Origin of the sequence: Marinibaculum pumilum, from assembly GCF_042646425.1 — a bacterium.
Classification (GTDB): domain Bacteria; phylum Pseudomonadota; class Alphaproteobacteria; order Ferrovibrionales; family Ferrovibrionaceae; genus Marinibaculum; species Marinibaculum pumilum.
Map to the genome: position 1 here is coordinate 27679 of NZ_JBHRTR010000046.1, position 18286 is coordinate 45964.

Genomic DNA, 18286 nt, shown 5'->3' on the forward strand with positions numbered 1-18286 from the left:
GGTCGCGCTCAGGCGGCGTTGGAGGCGCGTTCCGTCGTCAGGACCGAGATGATCCCGTCGGCGGTGGTCTGCGACCGCAGCTTCTCCAGCAGGGGCGGGTCGCGCAGCAGGCGGGAGAACTTGGCAAGTGCCTTGAGATGGTCGCCGCTGGCCTCCTCGGGGGCGAGCAGGACGATGATGACGTCGACGGGGACATCGTCGGCGGAGTCGAACTCCACCGGATGGTCGAGGCGGGCCACCATGGCATGCAGCCGGTCCAGTCCGGCCAGCTTGCCGTGCGGGATTCCGACACCCTTGCCGATTCCCGTCGAGCCAAGCTTCTCCCGCTTCAGCAGGGTCTCCAGGATCTGCCGGTCGGCAATCCCCGTCACCTCCGCCGCGTGATGGGAGATCTCCTGCAGAGCGTGTTTCTTGCTTTTCGCTTTCAGGGACGGAATGACGCCCTCGGGCGTCAGAATATCTGTCAGTTCCATCCGCGCCACCTCATCAGGTCTTGATCTTGTCCGGGCGGGCCTTCGACCGGCCACCTGCCCATTGTTCGTTCGGTTCGTGCATCGGGGGCCGCCATCCCGTCGATGCGGCCCGCCGGCGGCCAGGGCCGGCGACGGTCTTCCACCGCGTCACATGCCGCCACATCACTTTCCGCCGCATCACCTGTCGTGTGCGTCACCTGTCGTGGCGCCGGCGCCGGACATCCTGCGCAGCGGCCCACCCCCGGCTGCCGCCGCCGTCCTGCGCGTCTTTCCTGCCGATGGGGCCGCCGTGCCGGCCCCGGTCATGCCCGACATTCTCGCCGGCCCGCCTGTGCGGGTCCGGCAAGGCCGCGTCTACCGCAGGTCCGGCGAAGCCGGACCGGCGTGATGGTTGCGTCGCTTTCGCTTGTCCCGACGAAGCTGTTTCTCCATCCGCGCCGCCGCCTGGTCGACGCTGGCGTAGATATCTGCGTCCTCCGCCTTGGACTGATGGTCGATGTCGCTCCCGACATGAACCGAGATCTCGGTGTGATAGAGCGGCCCTTCCTTGCGGACCACCACCTGGGCCTCTATGGCCTTGTCGAAATACTTGGCCACCCCATTCTGAAGGCGTCCGTCGACATGCTCGCGGAGCGCGTCGCCCAGGTCGATATGACGACCGGTAACCGTAACTTTCATTCCCTACCTACCAGGCTGGTCGGCGATCGGCCGCACCTGGCACCGGTTGCGCCGTGCGGCCGGGATCGATGATGAGCCGGCCCGCCCAGGCGATCAAGCGCGCGGGACAGTATGGGGGACCGTCCAAAGGGTCAATGCGCGGCGGGGCATTCGGGGGCTTTTCCGCTCAGGCACGCATGCGTTTCTGGCGTCGACGCTGGACGGAGGACGCTATTCCCATCGCCTCGCGGTACTTGGCCACCGTCCGCCGGGCGATATCGATTCCGGCATCGCGCAGCAGCTCCACGATGCGGTCGTCGGAGAGGATCTCGGTCGGCGGCTCCGTATCGATCAGGGAGCGGATCCTGTGGCGCACCGCTTCCGCCGACAGGGCGGCGCCGCCATCCACCGCCTGGATCGCAGCCGTGAAGAAATATTTCAGCTCGTAGATGCCGCGCGGCGTCGCCAGGTACTTGTTCGCGGTGACTCGGCTGACGGTGCTCTCGTGCATGCTGATCGCCTCTGCCACCGCCTTCAGGTTCAGCGGCCGCAGATGCTCCACCCCGTGCGCCAGGAAGGCGTCCTGCTGGCGGACGATCTCGCTCGCCACCTTCAGGATCGTGTTGGCCCGCTGGTCCAGCGACTTCACCAGCCAGTTGGCGGAATTCAGCTGGTCGGAGATCCAGGCCTTCTGCTCGCGGTCGGCGGTGCCGGTGCTCACCCGCTTGAAATAGCGCATGTTGACCAGGACCTTCGGCAGGGTGTCGCTGTTCAGCTCGACCACCCAGGCGCCGTCGCGACCGCGGCGCACGAAGATGTCGGGCACCACGGTCTGCACGGTCTCGGTCTCGAAGGCCAGCCCCGGCTTCGGGTTCAGCCGGCGCAGCTCCTGGATCATGTCGGCCATGTCCTCGGCATCGACGCCGCACAGCCGCATCAGCTGCGCCAGGTCGTGCCGGGCCAGCAGTTCCAGATTGTCCACCAGGCAGGCCATCGCCGGGTCCAGCCGGTCCAGCTCCTTCAGCTGCAGCGCCAGGCATTCCTGCAGGGAGCGCGCGAACAGGCCGGCGGGGTCGAGGGTCTGCAGGCTGCCCAGCACCGCCTCCACCCGCTCCAGGGGACAGTTCAGCCGCGCCGCCAGGTCGTCCAGCGGTTCGCGGATATAGCCGGCCTCGTCCAGGGCGCCGATCAGCTGCATCGCCACAGCGCGATCGACATTGTCCAGCGACAGCAGATGCAGCTGCTGCAGCACATGCTCGGTCAGCCCCAGCTGCTCGCCCAGGGCGTTCTCCAGCCGCAGGTCCGGGTCGTCGAAGCGGGACGAGCCGCCGCTGCCGTAGACGGTGCCGGCGCCATAGCCGACCGGGTCGCCCTCGCCACCGCCCCCCGGGCCGGGTGCCGCATCGGCGCCGCCGTCGGAGGTGAAGGTGTTGTCGTAGTCGGTGTCGAGCGCGTTGCGGGCGTCCTGCGACGGCGGCTTGTCGTCTTCCAGGCGCAGGCTCTCCAGCCGCACCTCGCGCGCCGGGCCCGCATCCTCGGGCTCGCCGCCATTGACCATCCGGTCCAGGTCGTCGCCGCGGCCGGCTTCGTCACCGGCGCCGCGCTCCAGCAGCGGGTTGCGCTCCAGCTCCTGCTCGACGAAGGCGGTGAGTTCCAGGTTGTTCAGCTGCAGCAGCTTGATCGCCTGCTGCAGCTGCGGGGTCATGACCAGAGTCTGACTCTGGCGAAGCTCCAGGCGGGGGGAAAGAGCCATGACCTGCGCCCGCCGCCCTAGAGGCTGAACCGTTCGCCGAGATAGACGCGGCGCACATCGTCATGCGCCACCACCTCGTCCGGACGGCCCTCCATCAGCACCTGGCCCTCGTGCAGGATGTAGGCCCGGTCGATGATGTCCAGGGTCTCGCGCACGTTATGCTCGGTGATCAGCACGCCGATGCCGCGATGTTTCAGATGCGCGACCAGCTCGCGGATCTCGCCCACCGCGATCGGGTCGATGCCGGCCAGCGGCTCGTCCAGCAGCATGAAGGAGGGCTGCCCGGCAAGGGCGCGGGCGATCTCCACCCGGCGGCGCTCGCCGCCGGACAGGGCCATCGCCGGGGCGCGCCGCAGGTGGGTGATGGAGAACTCCGCCAGCAGGTCGTCCAGACGCTGTTCCCGCCGTTCCGGATGCGGCTCCGCCACCTCCAGGACCGAACGGATGTTGTTCTCCACCGTCATGCCGCGGAAGATCGACGGCTCCTGCGGCAGATAGCCCAGGCCCAGCCGTGACCGCCGGTACATCGGCAGGCCGGTGATGTCGTGCCCGTCCAGCATGATGGACCCGACATCCGCCCGGATCAGGCCGGTGATCATGTAGAAGCAGGTGGTCTTGCCGGCACCGTTCGGGCCCAGCAGGCCCACCGCCTCGCCGCGCCGTACGGTCAGGCTGACATCGCGTACCACGGGCCGCTTCTTGAAGGTCTTGCCCAGGTTGAAGGCCTGCAGGCCCGGATTGCTCGCCACCAGCTGCGGCCCCGGGCCCTCTCGCCCGCCCCGGAGGTCCTGACCGTGGGGCGGTTCCTGGGGTGGCCCGCCGCCGATGTCCTGACGGTCGGCCATGGCTACTGCGTCTGCCCCTGGTTCTGGTTGGGGATGAACAGGCCGCGGACCCGGCCGCCCGGCTTGGTCTGCACGACGCTGCGGCCGGTCTCCAGGTCCATCACGGCGCGGGCACCGCGGATCACGTTGTCGCCCTGGGTCAGCACCACTTCCTTGCCTTCCAGCACGATGGTCTGCCCCTCGACGTCATAGACCCCGACATCGCCCTGTCCCGTCTCCTTCGGCGAGGAGACGAAGACCTGGCCCTCGGCGACGATCTTCGTGATCGCCCCGCCCGCCTCGGCGCCGGCGGCCTCGGCCTGCGCCTCCGCCTGGTCGTTGTTGCGATAGTGGACGGTCAGCTTGTCGGCGCGCAGCCGCATCTCGCCCTGGATGGCGTCCACATTGCCGCTGAAGATCGCCAGGTTGTTCGCCTGCTGCACCTCCAGCTCGTCGGAGATCACCTCGATCGGCTGCGAGCTGTCATGGCTGCCGGTGCCCAGCTGCGCCACCGCCGGCGGCGCCAACGGCAGCAGGGCCAGCGCCACGGCCAGCGCGGCGGCCAGGGTCATGGCCAGGGCGGCGGCTCGTGGGCCGGTCGAAGGTCTGTACTCTGGACGGAAGGAAGGCATCGTCGGCTCGTCAGCTCCGGGAACCTGGATACAGGGTGGTGTGAACACCGTTGATGAAGCGTATACGGTCGCCGCCGTCATAGCCGCGCAGGCCATGCGCCTGCATCAGGCCGAAGGGGCCCTGCCCCCAGACCATGTCGTCGCTGGTCACGGTGCCGGCGTCCAGGTCGACATCCGCCGTCTCGCCGTGGAACTCGTAGCCCAGGTCCGTGAAGATCGCGATATTGCCGGACAGGAACAGCCGCTGCGTATCCTCGCGGTAGATCCCCTTGTCGCTCGACAGGGTGAACCACTCGCCCTTCTTGGTTGTGATGTCGGCGGTCAGGTTGACCAGGTCGATGCGGTCGCGGTCGGTCAGGCTCTGGGTCGCGCTGTCGGCGGTGACGACATAGGGCTGCCCCTTGTCGTCGATGCCGTGATAGCGCGCCTTCGCCATCGTCAGGGCGCCGCTGTCGGTTTCCAGCGAGCTGAAGGACAGCCGGAACTCGTCGGTGGTGCGCCGCAGCTGCGGCCAGGCCAGGACCGCCACCGTCAGCAGGACCGCCAGCACCGGCAATGCCACCTTCATCAGGTTGACGAAACGGCTGCGCCGCGTGGCCACCTGCAGGGCCGCGGCGCCGCCGCGTGCGGCCCAGTCGCCGCCTGCCCGGGACCGCCGCAGAAGGCCGCCGCCTTCCCCCGCGGGCGCAGGGCCGGCCTGTCCGGAGCCCGCCGGTTCGCTGCCTGGGTCGGCGCGGAGCTCGGGATAGGTCATTGCGGTCGCATTCCTCCCGACCCGGTCAGCTGACCCCTGCACGCAGGCAGTCGTGGATCTCCAGGAAGCCGACCGGCGTCCGGGGGGCGGCGCTGTCATCGACGACGAACAGACAGGTGCAGGGCTTGCTGTTCATCAGGTTGATTGCCTCGACGGCAAGGGCACGCTGCCGGATCACCAGCGGGTTGCGGGTCATCACCTCGTCGACCGGGCGCTGCAGCAGGTCGTCGCCCATGGCACGCCGCAGGTCGCCGTCAGTGACGATGCCGATCAGCGCGCCGCCCGCGCCGGTAACGCCAACGCAGCCGAACTTCTTTGCGGTCATCGTCAGGATCGCTTCGCCCATCGCCGCGCCGCTGTGAATCAGGGGCATTTCCTCGCCGCCATGCATGATGTCGGACACCCGGATCAGCGAGGTGCCGAGCCGGCCGCCGGGATGCAGCACGCGGAAATCGTCGGAAGTGAAGCCCCGCCGTTCCAGCAGGGCGATCGCCAGCGCATCGCCCAGCGCCAGCATCATGGTGGTGGAGGTGGTCGGCGCCAGGCCCAGCGGGCAGGCCTCCGGATATTCGGGCACCAGCAGGTAGTGGTCGGCCTCCTGCGCCAGGGTCGAGCCGGACCGGCGCACCATGCCGATCAGCGGGATCCGGAAGCGCCGGGCGTGGCTGATCATGTCGGTCAGCTCGCGGCTCTCGCCGGAATTCGACAGGCAGAGCACGGCATCCTGCTGGGTGATCATGCCCAGGTCGCCGTGGCTGGCCTCGTTCGGGTGGACGTACTGCGCCGGCGTGCCGGTGGAGGCCATGGTCGCCGCGATCTTGCGCGCGACATGGCCGCTCTTGCCGATGCCGGAGACGATCACACGGCCGCGCACCGCGGCCAGGATCTCCACCGCCTTGGTGAAGCTTTCATCCAGGCTGTCGGCGAGGCCCTGCAGGGCCTCCGCCTCCATGCGCAGGACCCTGCGGGCGGAGGCGATGTCATCGCCGGCCTGGCCGGTTGTCTGTCTGGTGCTGGTGCCGCGCAAGCTCATAGGGCGGTCCTGCGCGCTCAGGCGCATCCTCTAACAAAAATCGTGCCAGATATGGCCCGATTGGACGGAAATTGCAATCCGTGGCCGGCGGGCAACGCAGGCGGGCGGCCTGCGTTATCCTGACGCAAGCGCGCCGCGCGGCGGCGCGGGCACCGCCGGAGCGGTCCCGGCGCCGGAGGGCTCAGTGCGAGAAGATGTCGAAGTCCGGCCAGCCGGAGACGTCGAGGATCGCGCGGGTCGGCAGGAAGGCGAAGCACGATTCGGCGATCGCGGTGCGGCCCTCGCGCGCCAGCCGGCGGTCCAGCTCCGCCGCCAGCCGGTGCAGGTACAGCACGTCGGAGGCGGCATAGCTGCGCTGGCTGTCGCTCAGGAACTCCGCGCCCCAGTCGGAGCTCTGCTCCTGCTTCGACAGGTCGATGCCGAGCACTTCCCGGCACAGCTCCTTCAGGCTATGCCGGTCGGTATAGGTCCGCACCAGGCGGGATGCGATCTTGGTGCAGTAGACCGGCTGCGTCAGCACGCCCAGGAAGGTGTAGAGCATCGCGATGTCGAAGCGGCCATAGTGGAACAGCTTGCGCACCGCGGGGTCGGTCAGCAGCGCCCGCAGGTTCGGCGCATCGAAGCCGCCGCCGACGGGGAACTGCACCAGGTGGCAGACGCCGTCGCCGCCGGACAGCTGCACCAGGCAGAGCCGGTCGCGATGCGGGTTCAGCCCCATGGTCTCCGTATCGATCGCCACCCCGTCGGGGAACGACAGGCCTTCCGGCAGGTCGCCGCGATGCAGGTGGATCACCGGCTCGGACTTGTTGGGCTCGGACTTGTTGGATGGGGACTTGGAGGTGTCGCTCATGCTGCGGCGCTTCCCGAAGGCCGCGGCCTGCCGCGGGGCCATGCTGCCGGAGGGATCGCAGGTTCCGCTGGGGCGCAGACCGGAAGGTGCGGCTGCCGGGGGAACGCGGCGATCGGTGGTGCCCAGGAGAAGACTCGAACTTCCACGGCCTTGCGGCCACTGGCACCTGAAGCCAGCGCGTCTACCAATTCCGCCACCTGGGCATCGGGGCGTGATGGAGGCCGGCTTTTAATTCCCGCGACGACGGTTGTCAATCGGCGTTTTTCGAAGCCGGCCATCGCGATTCGCTGCCGCGCCCGGCGGCGGGACGCGGCATCGGCCGGCGGTCCGGCTGCCGCTGCGGCGATCCGCGCTTTGGCTCGGCCGGCAGCGCCGGTATAGTCCGCCCGAACGTGGCGCTGGCGGCCGATGGCTGCCGCCGCGCCGAAGCGGCATGACCAAACAGAGCGGCCGAAAGAGATGACCCATCCGATGCGCGACAAACTGGTGACGGTGTTCGGCGGCGCCGGCTTCCTGGGACGCTATCTGGTCCAGCGCCTGGCGCATGAGGGCGCCCGGGTGCGGGTCGCGATACGCCGGCCGGACGAGGGCCTGTTCCTGAAGCCGCTGGGTGCGGTCGGCCAGATCGACCTGGTGCAGACCAACATCCGCTACCCGCGCTCGATCGCCCATGCGGTGCAGAGCGCCGACATCGTCGTGAACTATGTCGGTATCCTCAACCCGTCGGGCGCGCAGAGCTTCGAGGCGGTGCATGCGCGCGGCGCCCACGCGGTCGCCGAAGCCGCCCGGGCCGCGGGGGTGCGCACCTTCGTGCACATGTCGGCGCTGGGTGCCGATCCGGACTCGGAATCGCGCTACGCCCGCACCAAGGCGGTGGGCGAGCAGGCGGTGCGCGAGGTCTATCCGGAGGCCACGATCTTCCGTCCATCGGTGGTGTTCGGGCCGGAGGACGACTTCTTCAATCGCTTCGGCTGGATGGCGCGGACCTTCCCCTTCCTGCCGCTGATCGGCGGCGGCGAGACCCGCTTCCAGCCGGTCTATGTCGGCGATGTCGCCGATGCCGTGATGGCCGCGATCGCCGATCCCAGCTTGCGCGGGGAAACCTATTCCCTGGGCGGCCCGCGGGTCTACACCTTCCGCGAACTGATGGAGATCGTGCGCGAGGTGACGGCGCGCCATCCCGTGCTGCTGCCGCTGCCGTTCGGCCTGGCGTCCATGATCGGCACCTTCGCGGGCCTGCTGCCGAAGCCGCCGATCACCGCGGACCAGGTGACCCTGCTGAAGACCGACAATGTCGTGCCCGAGGGCGCGAAGGGCTTCGAGGCGCTGGGGATGGCCGCGCTGACCCCGGTGGAGGGCACGGTCGAATCCTACATGTACCGCTACCGCCGCGGCGGCCGGAAGGTGGCGCCCCGCTTCTCCTGAGGCGCTCCTCGCCCGGAAGCGGCTCGCCGGACGCGTCGCGGCTCACAGCAGGCCGTAGCCCCAGGCGAGCAGGCCGGCGCCGAGCAGCACCCGGTAGACGACGAACGGCGCGTAGGTCGCACGCCGCAGCCACCACATCAGGCCCCAGATCGACAGCAGGGCCGCGCCGAACGCCAGCAGGGCGGCCAGGATGGCACTGAAGCCGAGCTGGCTGTCGCCGCTCTCCGCCAGGTCGAGGCCGGCCAGCGCCCCGGCCGCCAGGATCGTCGGGATCGACAGCAGCATGGAGAAGCGAGCGGTGTCGTCGCGCTCGAAGCCCATGATCCGCGCCGCGGTCATCGTCACCCCGGCGCGGCTGGTGCCGGGAACCAGCGCCAGCACCTGGGCGCAGCCGATGAACAGCGCGGCGCCCAGGCTCATATGCTCGACCCGGCGGATCGTCATGCCCAGCCAGTCGGCCAGCCACAGCAGGATGCCGAACACCAGGGTCGCCCAGCCGATGACAAGGACGCTGCGCAGTTCCTGCATCATGCCGGCGCGCTGCAGCAGGAAGCCGGCGATCAGGACGGGCAGGGTGGCGACCAGGATCATCGCCACCAGCCGGGCGCCGTCGGTACGGCGGCCGCGCAGCAGGTTAAGCAGCCCCAGAAGCATGGCGATCATGTCGCGCCAGAAATACAGCATCACCGCCAGCAGGGTGCCGACATGAACCGCGACATCCAGTGCCAGACCCTGGTCCGGCCAGTCCGCCAGCAGCGGGATCAGGATCAGATGCCCCGAGGAGGAGATCGGCAGGAACTCGGTGATGCCCTGGACCAGGGCCAGCACGAGCAGTTGCAGGAGTGTCACCTACCGATCCCTTCGGGCCGGGGGCGCCATGCCGGCCGCCCTGCCCGCCGGGTCCGGGCGGGACGCGCCTGGCGGGGGAGGGCCGGGAGGGCCGTTTCGGGCCCCGGGCGGGGCCCTGGATATGGGATGTGCCGGCACAGCAGGAGAGGGCGCAGCACGAGAGGGGGCGGTCGGTTGGCCGACCGCTTGGCTATTTCTTGTGTGGCACAGCGCTGCGTCGACGGCAAGAATGCAGCCGCCAGCCGCTTCCGCCCCAGCGGCGGGCTGTCGTCCCTTCCACCGATCCGCTAGCATCCGCCGCGCCTGCCATGATGACTCTTTATCACAGCCCCCTGTCCCCGCCCTGCCGCACAGTGCGAATCATGCTGGCCGAGAAGGGTATCGAGGCCGTCCTGCAGGAAGAGAAGGCGTGGGAGCGGCGGGAGGCTTTCCTGGCCATGAACCCCGCCGGCACCCTGCCGGTGCTGGAGGACGATCAGGGCCTGCCGGTCGCCGAACTCTGGCCGATCTGCGAGTTCCTGGAGGAAGTCTTTCCCGAGCGTCCGCTGATCGGCACCGACCCCTATGCCCGCGCCGAGGCGCGGCGGCTGCTGTCCTGGTTCGAGCACAAGTTCGCGCATGAGGTGAGCGAGCTACTGCTGGAAGAGAAGGTCGTGAAGCGCATCACCCGCCGCGGCCAGCCCGACAGCGGCGCATTGCGCGCGGCGCGCCACAACATCCGCTACCACCTGGACTATGTCGGCTGGCTCAGCGAACGGCGCAGCTGGCTGGCCGGCGACGAGCTTTCGGTGGCGGACATCTCCGCCGCCGCGCACCTGTCCTGCCTCGACTATCTGGGCGACGTGCCCTGGGAGGACTTCCCCGCGGCAAAGGACTGGTACGCCCGCTTCAAGTCGCGGCCCAGCATGCGGTCGCTCCTGTCCGACCAGCTCCCCGGCCTGTCGCCGCCGGCGCATTATGCCGACCTGGACTTCTGAGGCCGCCGACAGCCGGGCAGCCAGCCGTACCGACCGGGTGCCGGATGCCATCCGGCAGGAGATCGCCGCCCGGGCGGCTGCCGAAGGCTTCGAAGCCTTCGGCGTCACCCGGCCAGAGGCGCTCGGCGCCGCCGGCGACCGCTTCCGCAGCTTCCTGGCGCTCGGCCGCCACGGCCGGATGGACTGGCTTGCCGCCAAGGCGGACTGGCGGGCGGCGCCGCGGGCGATGTGGCCGCAGGTGCGCAGCATCGTCATGGTGGGTGCCAATTACGGCCCGGCGGAGGATCCGCTGGCACGCCTGCAGCACAGCGAGCAGGCCGCGATCTCGGTCTATGCCCAGGGCGACGATTACCACGACGTGCTGAAGAAGCGGCTGAAGCGGCTCGGCCGCTGGATGGCCGGCCGCTTCGACTGCGACCTGAAGGTCTTCGTGGATACCGCCGCGGTGCTGGAAAAGCCGCTGGCGGCGGCGGCCGGCATCGGCTGGCAGGGCAAGCATACCAACCTGGTCAGCCGCCGCTTCGGCTCCTGGCTGTTCCTGGGTGCGCTCTATACCGACCTGGACCTGCCGCCCGACGAGAGCCACCGCGATGCCTGCGGCTCCTGCCGCCGCTGCCTGGAGGTCTGTCCGACCGACGCCTTCCCGGCGCCCTACCAGCTCGATGCCAGGGCCTGCCTGTCCTACCTGACGATCGAGCAGGACGGCCCGATTCCCCGCCGCTACCGGCGGGCGATGGGCAACCGGATCTACGGCTGCGACGATTGCCTGGCGGTCTGCCCCTGGAACCGCTTTGCGCAGCAGGCCTCGGAAGCCGCGCTGCAGGCGCGCACGGCGCTGCATGCGCCGCGGCTGACCGAACTCGCGACGCTGGACGATGCCGGCTTCCGCGCGCTGTTCCGCAAGACCGCGGTGAAGCGCATCGGCCGCGACCGCTTCGTGCGCAACGTGGCGGTGGCGCTGGGCAATATGCGCGCCGACAGCGCCGACCGGCCGGCCGCGATCGCCGCCCTGCGGCGGCTGCTGGACGATGCCGCGGCGCCGGTGCGCGCGATGGCGGTCTGGGCGCTGGCAGAGCATCTCGGCGCCGCCGGCATGGCGGCAGAGGCTGCCGTCCGGGCACGGGATCCCGAGCCGATGGTCAGGGCCGAATGGGCCGATGCCCTCGGTGATACTCATTCCCTGGGCGGCGCTACTTCGACGTGTTGAGATCCATCTGCTCCAGCAGCCGGCCGGCGGTTTCCGCCGCCACGCTGTCGGGGGCGCCCATGCGGATCTGCAGCCAGTCGTCCCGGGCGCCGGCCAGGTCGCCCGCGGCGCGGCGCAGGATGCCGCGCTCCAGCAGCGCCTCCGGCAGGCGCGGTGCCAGGGCCAGGGCCAGCTGCACATCCTCCATCGCGCGATCCCCATTGCCGCCGTGCCGCCAGGCGCTGGCGCGCAGCGCATAGATCGCGGCATCCTCCGGGTCCAGCCGCAGCGCCTGGTCCAGGTCGGCCCGGGCGCCGGCCCAGTCGCCCTGATCGGCCCGGGCGCGGGCCCGGTCGGTCCAGCGGGCCGGGTTCTGCGGGTCGGCGTCCAGGGCGCGGGCGAACATCTCCTCCGCCAGGTCCGGCTGGCGCGACAGCAGCCAGGCATGGCCGGTCTGCACCTGCAGCTCCGTCCGCAGCGCGGGGTCCTGCGCCAGCGGCGGCGGCAGGTCGTCCAGCAGGGTCTTCAGCATGGTGGCCGCCTGCGCATAGCTGCCGCTGCCGGTCAGGGCGACCGCCATGCAATGGCCGGCCAGCGCGCCCGGCACCCCGTCGCCGGCCGCCTCGCGCCAGGCGCGGGCACGGTCGGCGGCGGTCACGGGACTGCGCGCCGCCTCGTCCAGGCAATCGGCATAGCGCGCCATCACCGCCGGTTCCGCCGGGCCTTCCTGGGCGACCGCCATGGCTGCGGGCGGCAGGGACAGGGCGGCCGATGCCGCCGCGACGGCGAGGATAAAGGCGCTGCCGCGGCGGCCCTGCCATGGTTTCGTCCGCGGCCTGCCACGATCTCGGCATATTCTGGATGATGCTGGGGTCATAGCCTTGCGATAGCCTGCCCTCCTGGTCGAGACAATGTCGGTATCGAAAGTCCGGCATGTCCTGCCGGAACGCCAGCCCAGGCAGGGTGTTGGCAGGCCGGGCTGCCTGCCGGCGGCAGACGGCGGAACTGGACGGAGAGAGACGATGCAAGCGATATCCCCGACGATTCAGGGTCGAGCGTTTCCGGGTCTGGCGACCCCGGCCCGGACCTTTCCCATCCTGGCCGTTCTCGCCCTGGCGGCGGCGCTGCTGCTGGCGCCGGCCGGGCTCCGCACGGCGCAGGCGCAGGACGGCGATGGCGGCGAACTGCTGGACGCCATCGTGCTGAACCTGTCGGAGGAAGGCTGGGCGGAGACCGACCTGGCGACCGTGCATGCCTCCGTCGATGCCGCCTTCTCTGGCGAGACGGCGGGCCAGAACATGCGCGGCACCGTGCTCGGCGCGCTGGAGAGTCTGGCGCCTGGCGCCGACTGGAAGCTCACGCATTTCGGCCAGGTGCGGGATTCCGCCGGTCTGGACCGCTGGCAGATCTCGGCCGAGGCGCGGATGAAGCAGGACGCGCTGGAGGGCCTGCGCGACCGTGCCGAGACGGTCAGCAAGCCTGGCATGAAAGTCACCATCGACCATATCGACTTCTCGCCGGTGCTGGCCGACCGGGAACGCCTGCGCACCGAGTTGCGGCGCAAGATCTACGCCGCCGCCGCGACGGAGCTGAAGGAGCTGCAGCGGGTCTTCCCGGAGCAGAAGTTCAGCATCGGCCAGATCAACTTCGTGCCGGACGCCGTTGCACCGGTGATGCTGCGCGAGAAGGCGATGGCGTCGCCGCGCATGATGATGGCGGAGGCCGCCGATTCCTCCGGCGGCGGCGGCATGAACGTGTCGGACCGGATCACCGTCCGGGCGCTGGTGTTCATCCGTTCCGGCACCGACGACGCCGGGGACAAGGACTGAGCCGGCGTACCGGAGTCGTCATGACACGCCGCCTGTTCTGCTTCGGCTTCGGCTTCTCGGCCGCCGCGCTCGCGCGGCGGCTGCAGGAAGCGGGCGACTGGCGCATCGCCGGTACCAGCCGGTCGGCGGAGAAGCGGCAGGAGATGGCGGCAGCCGGGATCGAGGCCCATGCCTTCGGGCCCGGCCTGCCGCTGCCGGAGGGCGCGCTGCAGGGCGCCACCCATATCCTGCACAGCATCCCGCCGGGCGAGGAGGGCGATCCGGTCCACGCCGCCTGCCTGCCGCAGATCCTGGCCCAGGCGCCGGCCTGGTTCGGCTATCTCTCCACCACCGGCGTATACGGCGACAGCGGCGGTGCCTGGGTGGACGAGGAGACACCCTGCCGGCCGACCCAGGCCCGCAGCCAGCGCCGGCTGGCCGCGGAAGGGGAATGGCTCGCCGCCTGCAGCGACCATTTCCTGCCGGTGCAGGTGTTCCGCCTGGCCGGGATCTACGGTCCGGGCCGCTCCAGCTTCGATGCGCTGCGGCAGGGTCGCGGCCGCCGCATCGACCGGCCGGGGCACATGTTCTCCCGCATCCATGTCGACGATATCGCTGCCGCGCTGGAGGCCGCGATCGAGCGGCCGGTGCCCGGGCGGATCTACAATCTCTGCGACGACGAACCGGTGGAGCCGGCCGCCGTCACCGCCCATGCGGCCCGTCTGCTGGGCCTGCCTCCCCCGCCGCTGCAGGACTATGCGGCGGCGGCGGCGGAGATGAGCCCGATGGCGCGCAGCTTCTGGGCCGACAACCGCCGGGTCCGCAACGACCGGCTCAAGCAGGAACTGCTGCCGGAACTGGCCTATCCCACCTATCGCGAGGGGCTCGCCGCGGTGCTGGCGGCAGAGCGGGGCGAGGCGGCCGACTGAGGCGGGCGGCGGCTAGACCGGCGCGGTATGGCGGCAGAGACCTTCGACCGTATCCAGCATCAGGGCGATCTCCTCCGGCTTCGACAGCCGGTGATCGCCGTCCTTCACCAGGGTCAGGCGGACATCCGCCGTCGCCAGCGCGGCGACCAGTTGCAGTGCATGGCGCCATGGCACGTCGGGATCCTGCATGCCCTGCAGGATGCGCACCGGGCAGTGCAGGCCGATGCCGTCGTCGAGCAGCAGGTGGCGGCGCCCCTCCTCGATCAGGCGGGCGGTGATGATATAGGGCTCCTCGTCATACTCGGATGGTTCCCGCAACTCTCCCTCGCGCCGCAGGGCCGCCCGCTGCGCGTCGGAGAAGCGCTCCCACATCAGCCGCTGGGTGAAGTCGGGTGCCGGGGCGATGCCGACCAGGCCGGCCACCCGCTGCGGCCGTGCCAGGGCCGCCAGCAGCATGATCCAGCCGCCCATCGACGAGCCGACGATCACCTGCGGCCCGGCGGTCAGCGCGTCCAGCACGGCGACGGCATCCTCTGCCCAGCGGCCGATGGTGCCGTCCGCGAAGGCGCCGCCGGACCGGCCGTGGCCGAAATAGTCGAAGCGCAGGAACGGCCGGTTGGCGGCGCGGCAATGCGCGTCCAGGGCGGTCGCCTTGGTGCCGGTCATATCGGACTTGAAGCCGCCGCAGAAGATCACGCCCGGCCCGGGCGCGGGTGACGCCGGCACGGCCCTGTGATAGGCGATGGCGGTCCCGTCGGGCCTTTCCAGAAAGGCCGGTGCATCCGTCTCTGCCATGAAGAAATCCTGTCGTCCCAATCAGTCGGTCGTGCGGCGTCCGCCGGTGCCTCGGCACAGGGCCGCGGCCGCCCCGCAGCCTGCCGCCGACCGGGGTGTCAGGGCAACTCTGTCCGGTCAGCCATGACCGGAGCGGTGCCGGACGCTGCCGGCCGATCGCCGCCCGGCGTACTCCAGGTCCTGCCGGCCTTGCATTCCGGTGGTGTCGAGACCGGCACCGTGGACGTGGCGGCGGCCCTGGTCGCCGCCGGCTGGCGCAGCCTTGTCGCCTCTGCCGGCGGCCGCCTGGTGGGCGACCTGGAGGCCGGCGGCAGCCGCCACCTGACCCTGCCGCTGGAGGGAAAGAATCCCCTGGGCATCTGGCTGAACGGCCGCCGGCTGGCGCGGATCGCGGCGGCGGAGGGGATCTCGATTCTGCATGCGCGCAGCCGCGCCCCGGCCTGGAGCGCCCTGGTCGCGGCCCGCCGGACCGGCCTGCCGCTGGTGACGACCTTCCACGGCACCTATGGCGCCCGCACGGCCCTGAAGCGGCGCTACAACGCGGTCATGCTGAGGTCCGACCATGTGATCGCCAATTCCGCCTTCACCGCCCGCCATATCGAGGCGGTCTACGGCCGCCCGCCGGTGCCGATGACCGTGATCCCGCGCGGCATCGACATGCACCGCTACGACCCGCAGACCGTCGCCCGGGTGCGCCAGGAGGCGCTGGCGCGGGACTGGGGCCTGCCGGAAGGCGTGCCGGTGATCCTGCTCCCCGGCCGGCTGACCGGCTGGAAAGGGCAGATGGTGATGGTGCAGGCGATGGCGCGGCTGCGCGACAGGGGCGCGGTCTGCGTGCTGGCCGGGGACGATCGGGGCCGCGAATCCTACCGCCAGCAGCTGCAGGAGGCGGTGCGTCAGGCCGGGCTGGGCGAGCGGGTCCTGCTGCCCGGCCGCTGCGACGACATGGCGGCGGCCTACCTGCTGGCGGATGTCGTCGTCTCCGCCTCCACCGAGCCGGAGGCGTTCGGCCGGGTGACGGCCGAGGCGCAGGCCATGGGCCGGCCGGTGGTGGCGACGTCGCTGGGCGCCACGCCGGAGAACCTGGTCGACGGGGTCACCGGCTGGCTGGTGCCGCCGAACGATCCGGCCGCCCTGGCTGCCGGGATCGAGCGGGTCCTGGCGCTCGATGCCGGGCACCTGGCCCGGCTCGCGGAGATCGCCCGGTCGCGGGTCGCGGAGCGCTGCAGCCTGGAGTCCATGACCGGCGCCACCCTGCAGGTCTACCGCCAGGTGCTCGAACTCCATGACCGGCGGCGCCGGAATGAGCGAGGCCGGGACGAGCGGGGCGCATGAGCGAGCGCATCCTGGTCATCAAGCTGGGCGCGCTGGGCGACATGGTCCAGGCGATCGGGCCGTTCCAGGCGATCCGGGCGCATCACCTGGATGCCCATCTGACCCTGCTGACCACCGCGCCGTTCGAGGGCCTGGCGCGGGACCTCGACATCTTCGATGAGATCTGGCTCGACCGGCGGCCCAGATGGTGGCAGTTCGGCCGCATCGCGGCGCTGCGCAACCGGCTGCTGGCGGCCGGCTTCCGCCGGGTCTACGACCTGCAGACCTCGGACCGGTCGGGTTTCTATTTCCGGCTCTGGCCGCCCGGCGGGCGGCCGGAATGGTCAGGGATCGCCGCCGGCTGCTCGCACCCGCATGCCAATCCCGACCGCGATTCCATGCACACCCTGGACCGCCAGGCGGAGCAGCTGGAACTGGCCGGCATCCCGCATGTCCCGCCGCCGGACCTGCGGCCGCTGCGTCACGACATCCGCCATTTCGCCGTCGGGCCGGATGCGGTGCTGCTGGTGCCGGGCGGCGCCGCCCACCGGCCGGGCAAGCGCTGGCCCGCCGCATCCTATGCCAAGCTGGCGCGGCTGCTCGCCGCCGACGGCCTGCGGCCGGTGGTGCTGGGCAGCGTGGCGGAGCAGAAGCTGGCGCACGAAATCTGCGCGGACTGCCCGGCGGCCCTCGACCTGTCGGGCCAGACCGACCTGGGCGACATTGTCGGCCTGGCCCAGGCGGCGCGGGGCGCCGTCGGCAACGATACCGGGCCGATGCATCTGATCGCCGCCGCCGGCTGCCCCAGTGTGGTGCTGTTCTCGGCCGAATCCGACCCGTCGCTCTGCGCGCCGCGTGGCCGAAAGGTCACGGTGCTCGGCCGACCCGCGCTTTCGTCACTCGAAGTGGCGGAGGTCGGCATGGGCCTGGATGCCATCAAGCGGTAACCGGAGGTCGCTATCCTGGCAGGACATGCCAGCAAATCCGCGGACCCGGCCCCGTACGGATCGCGCCTGTGGGCGCTGCCGGCGGCCGCTGGGCCCCGGCCGGCCGCTCTTGCACAGATCCGGAACGGAGTTACATTCAGGAGATCCGCAAGCTGCGGCGTGGCATGCCCGTATTCGGGGTGCAGCCAGTCGGTTGCACACACCACCTGCAGATGGCGCGGATTTGTATGTTAACGGCACGGAGGTTTCGGCGCATGGTCATCGGTTTCCTGGTTCTGACTGTGGCGCACGACACCTTCCGCACGCCGCAGCAGAAGGATTGATGACATAGCCCGTCCCCCGATCGCCCAACCTCCGTCATTCGACGGTCCCCGGGTCAACGACCGCATTACCTCCTCCAAGGTTCGCCTGATCGATCACGAAGGCAACAACCACGGTGTTGTGCCCACCGACGCTGCGCTGGAAACCGCAATGCAGGTCGGCCTGGACCTGGTGGAGATCTCCCCCAACGCCGACCCGCCGGTCTGCAAGCTCCTCGACTACGGCAAGTACAAGTACGAGGCGCAGAAGAAGGCGTCCGAGGCCCGCAAGAAGCAGAAGGTCATCGAGGTCAAGGAGATCAAGATGCGCCCCAACATCGACCAGCACGACTATGACGTGAAGATGCGGTCGATGAACCGGTTCCTCGGCGAAGGCGACAAGGTCAAGGTCACATTGCGCTTCCGCGGTCGCGAGATGGCGCACCAGGATCTGGGCCGCCGCGTCCTCGACCGGGTGCAGCAGGATCTGACCGACCGGGTGAAGGTCGAGCAGACGCCGAAGATGGAAGGGCGCCAGATGACCATGGTGATCGCGCCGAAGTAACCGCTTCGGCGCGGCCAAGACCGGGTAGACCGATCCGGGCGGGGCGCCCCGCCGGATCGGATTGCGGATGCGCGGACATTGCGGCTGCGCGGACTGCGGTCGCACCGATCGTGGCTCCATGGGGCCCGGTGCCACCGGCCCCCCTTTCATGGCGGCCACCCGTTCTTGGCGGATCTCGTTCATCGCGGAACCCTGGCTGTCCGCGATGCCCCGCCA

The 18286-nt window shown here is 70.3% G+C and carries 19 protein-coding genes and 1 tRNA gene; 8 read left to right on the top strand and 12 right to left on the bottom strand.

The features are described from left to right. Positions 1–8 precede the first annotated feature (8 nt). The 9 genes from ACFOGJ_RS24470 to ACFOGJ_RS24510 form a co-directional block, all read right to left on the bottom strand. The gene (locus ACFOGJ_RS24470; RefSeq protein WP_379905587.1) at positions 9–473 is read right to left on the bottom strand and encodes a PTS sugar transporter subunit IIA; all 465 of its coding nucleotides are present in this window, start codon (positions 471–473) and stop codon (positions 9–11) included. A 354-nt stretch (positions 474–827) separates the two neighbouring features. Next, positions 828–1151 (bottom strand): ribosome hibernation-promoting factor, HPF/YfiA family, encoded by a 324-nt coding sequence (hpf, locus tag ACFOGJ_RS24475; protein ID WP_379905589.1) that lies wholly within the window; start codon positions 1149–1151, stop codon positions 828–830. Positions 1152–1317: 166 nt separating this feature from the next. After that, entirely contained in the window at positions 1318–2883 is a 1566-nt protein-coding gene (gene rpoN / locus ACFOGJ_RS24480; RefSeq protein WP_379905590.1) for an RNA polymerase factor sigma-54, read from the bottom strand. Positions 2884–2900: 17 nt separating this feature from the next. Next, positions 2901–3632 carry an LPS export ABC transporter ATP-binding protein gene (gene lptB, locus ACFOGJ_RS24485; protein WP_449288607.1) on the bottom strand — a complete coding sequence of 244 codons (732 nt, stop codon included), beginning with the start codon at positions 3630–3632 and terminating at the stop codon, positions 2901–2903. 98 nt (positions 3633–3730) lie between these two features. After that, positions 3731–4279 (bottom strand): lipopolysaccharide transport periplasmic protein LptA, encoded by a 549-nt coding sequence (gene lptA, locus ACFOGJ_RS24490; protein WP_379905594.1) that lies wholly within the window; start codon positions 4277–4279, stop codon positions 3731–3733. Positions 4280–4349: 70 nt separating this feature from the next. After that, complete coding sequence (lptC, locus tag ACFOGJ_RS24495; protein WP_379905595.1) at positions 4350–5093, bottom strand: LPS export ABC transporter periplasmic protein LptC; 744 nt, start codon at positions 5091–5093, stop codon at positions 4350–4352. 25 nt (positions 5094–5118) lie between these two features. Next, positions 5119–6126: a KpsF/GutQ family sugar-phosphate isomerase gene (locus ACFOGJ_RS24500; RefSeq protein ID WP_379905597.1), complete on the bottom strand. Its 1008-nt coding sequence runs from the start codon at positions 6124–6126 to the stop codon at positions 5119–5121. 181 nt (positions 6127–6307) lie between these two features. Further along, positions 6308–6976 carry a ribonuclease D gene (locus ACFOGJ_RS24505; protein WP_379905599.1) on the bottom strand — a complete coding sequence of 223 codons (669 nt, stop codon included), beginning with the start codon at positions 6974–6976 and terminating at the stop codon, positions 6308–6310. A 116-nt stretch (positions 6977–7092) separates the two neighbouring features. Then, a tRNA-Leu gene (locus ACFOGJ_RS24510) sits at positions 7093–7179 on the bottom strand. A gap of 268 nt (positions 7180–7447) precedes the next feature. On the opposite strand from ACFOGJ_RS24510, the gene ACFOGJ_RS24515 reads away from it, so the two are divergent. Next, positions 7448–8401, top strand: coding sequence for a complex I NDUFA9 subunit family protein (locus ACFOGJ_RS24515; protein WP_379905601.1), 954 nt, complete (start codon positions 7448–7450; stop codon positions 8399–8401). Positions 8402–8443: 42 nt separating this feature from the next. On the opposite strand, the gene ACFOGJ_RS24520 is transcribed toward ACFOGJ_RS24515, so the two are convergent. Beyond that, positions 8444–9250: an undecaprenyl-diphosphate phosphatase gene (locus ACFOGJ_RS24520; RefSeq protein WP_379905602.1), complete on the bottom strand. Its 807-nt coding sequence runs from the start codon at positions 9248–9250 to the stop codon at positions 8444–8446. A 311-nt stretch (positions 9251–9561) separates the two neighbouring features. On the opposite strand from ACFOGJ_RS24520, the gene ACFOGJ_RS24525 reads away from it, so the two are divergent. Together ACFOGJ_RS24525 and queG are read left to right on the top strand one after the other, a co-directional pair. Further along, on the top strand, positions 9562–10227 hold the full coding sequence (locus ACFOGJ_RS24525) for a glutathione S-transferase family protein (RefSeq protein ID WP_449288609.1): 666 nt from the start codon (positions 9562–9564) through the stop codon (positions 10225–10227). Further along, positions 10208–11434: a tRNA epoxyqueuosine(34) reductase QueG gene (gene queG, locus ACFOGJ_RS24530; protein WP_379905606.1), complete on the top strand. Its 1227-nt coding sequence runs from the start codon at positions 10208–10210 to the stop codon at positions 11432–11434. Before ACFOGJ_RS24525 ends, queG begins: the two co-directional genes overlap by 20 nt. On the opposite strand, the gene ACFOGJ_RS24535 is transcribed toward queG, so the two are convergent. After that, the gene (locus ACFOGJ_RS24535) at positions 11418–12155 is read right to left on the bottom strand and encodes a tetratricopeptide repeat protein (RefSeq protein ID WP_379905608.1); all 738 of its coding nucleotides are present in this window, start codon (positions 12153–12155) and stop codon (positions 11418–11420) included. The genes queG and ACFOGJ_RS24535 overlap by 17 nt on opposite strands. Positions 12156–12435: 280 nt before the next feature. Here ACFOGJ_RS24535 and ACFOGJ_RS24540 point away from each other — a divergent pair, with 280 nt between their 5' ends. Both ACFOGJ_RS24540 and ACFOGJ_RS24545 read left to right on the top strand, forming a co-directional pair. Then, a complete protein-coding gene (locus ACFOGJ_RS24540; protein WP_379905610.1) occupies positions 12436–13242 on the top strand; it encodes a hypothetical protein in 807 nt (268 codons plus the stop codon). Between the two features lie 20 nt (positions 13243–13262). Further along, the gene (locus ACFOGJ_RS24545) at positions 13263–14150 is read left to right on the top strand and encodes an NAD-dependent epimerase/dehydratase family protein (RefSeq protein ID WP_379905612.1); all 888 of its coding nucleotides are present in this window, start codon (positions 13263–13265) and stop codon (positions 14148–14150) included. 12 nt (positions 14151–14162) lie between these two features. On the opposite strand, the gene ACFOGJ_RS24550 is transcribed toward ACFOGJ_RS24545, so the two are convergent. Continuing rightward, positions 14163–14945: an alpha/beta fold hydrolase gene (locus ACFOGJ_RS24550; RefSeq protein ID WP_379905614.1), complete on the bottom strand. Its 783-nt coding sequence runs from the start codon at positions 14943–14945 to the stop codon at positions 14163–14165. A gap of 135 nt (positions 14946–15080) precedes the next feature. On the opposite strand from ACFOGJ_RS24550, the gene ACFOGJ_RS24555 reads away from it, so the two are divergent. The 3 genes from ACFOGJ_RS24555 to infC all read left to right on the top strand — a co-directional run bounded on the left by ACFOGJ_RS24555 (position 15081) and on the right by infC (position 18070). Continuing rightward, complete coding sequence (locus ACFOGJ_RS24555) at positions 15081–16280, top strand: glycosyltransferase family 4 protein (RefSeq protein ID WP_379905616.1); 1200 nt, start codon at positions 15081–15083, stop codon at positions 16278–16280. Beyond that, on the top strand, positions 16277–17206 hold the full coding sequence (locus ACFOGJ_RS24560) for a glycosyltransferase family 9 protein (RefSeq protein ID WP_379905618.1): 930 nt from the start codon (positions 16277–16279) through the stop codon (positions 17204–17206). The genes ACFOGJ_RS24555 and ACFOGJ_RS24560 overlap by 4 nt, the downstream gene beginning before the upstream one ends. 342 nt (positions 17207–17548) lie before the next feature. Further along, a complete protein-coding gene (infC, locus tag ACFOGJ_RS24565) occupies positions 17549–18070 on the top strand; it encodes a translation initiation factor IF-3 (RefSeq protein WP_379905785.1) in 522 nt (173 codons plus the stop codon). Positions 18071–18286: the final 216 nt, after the last annotated feature.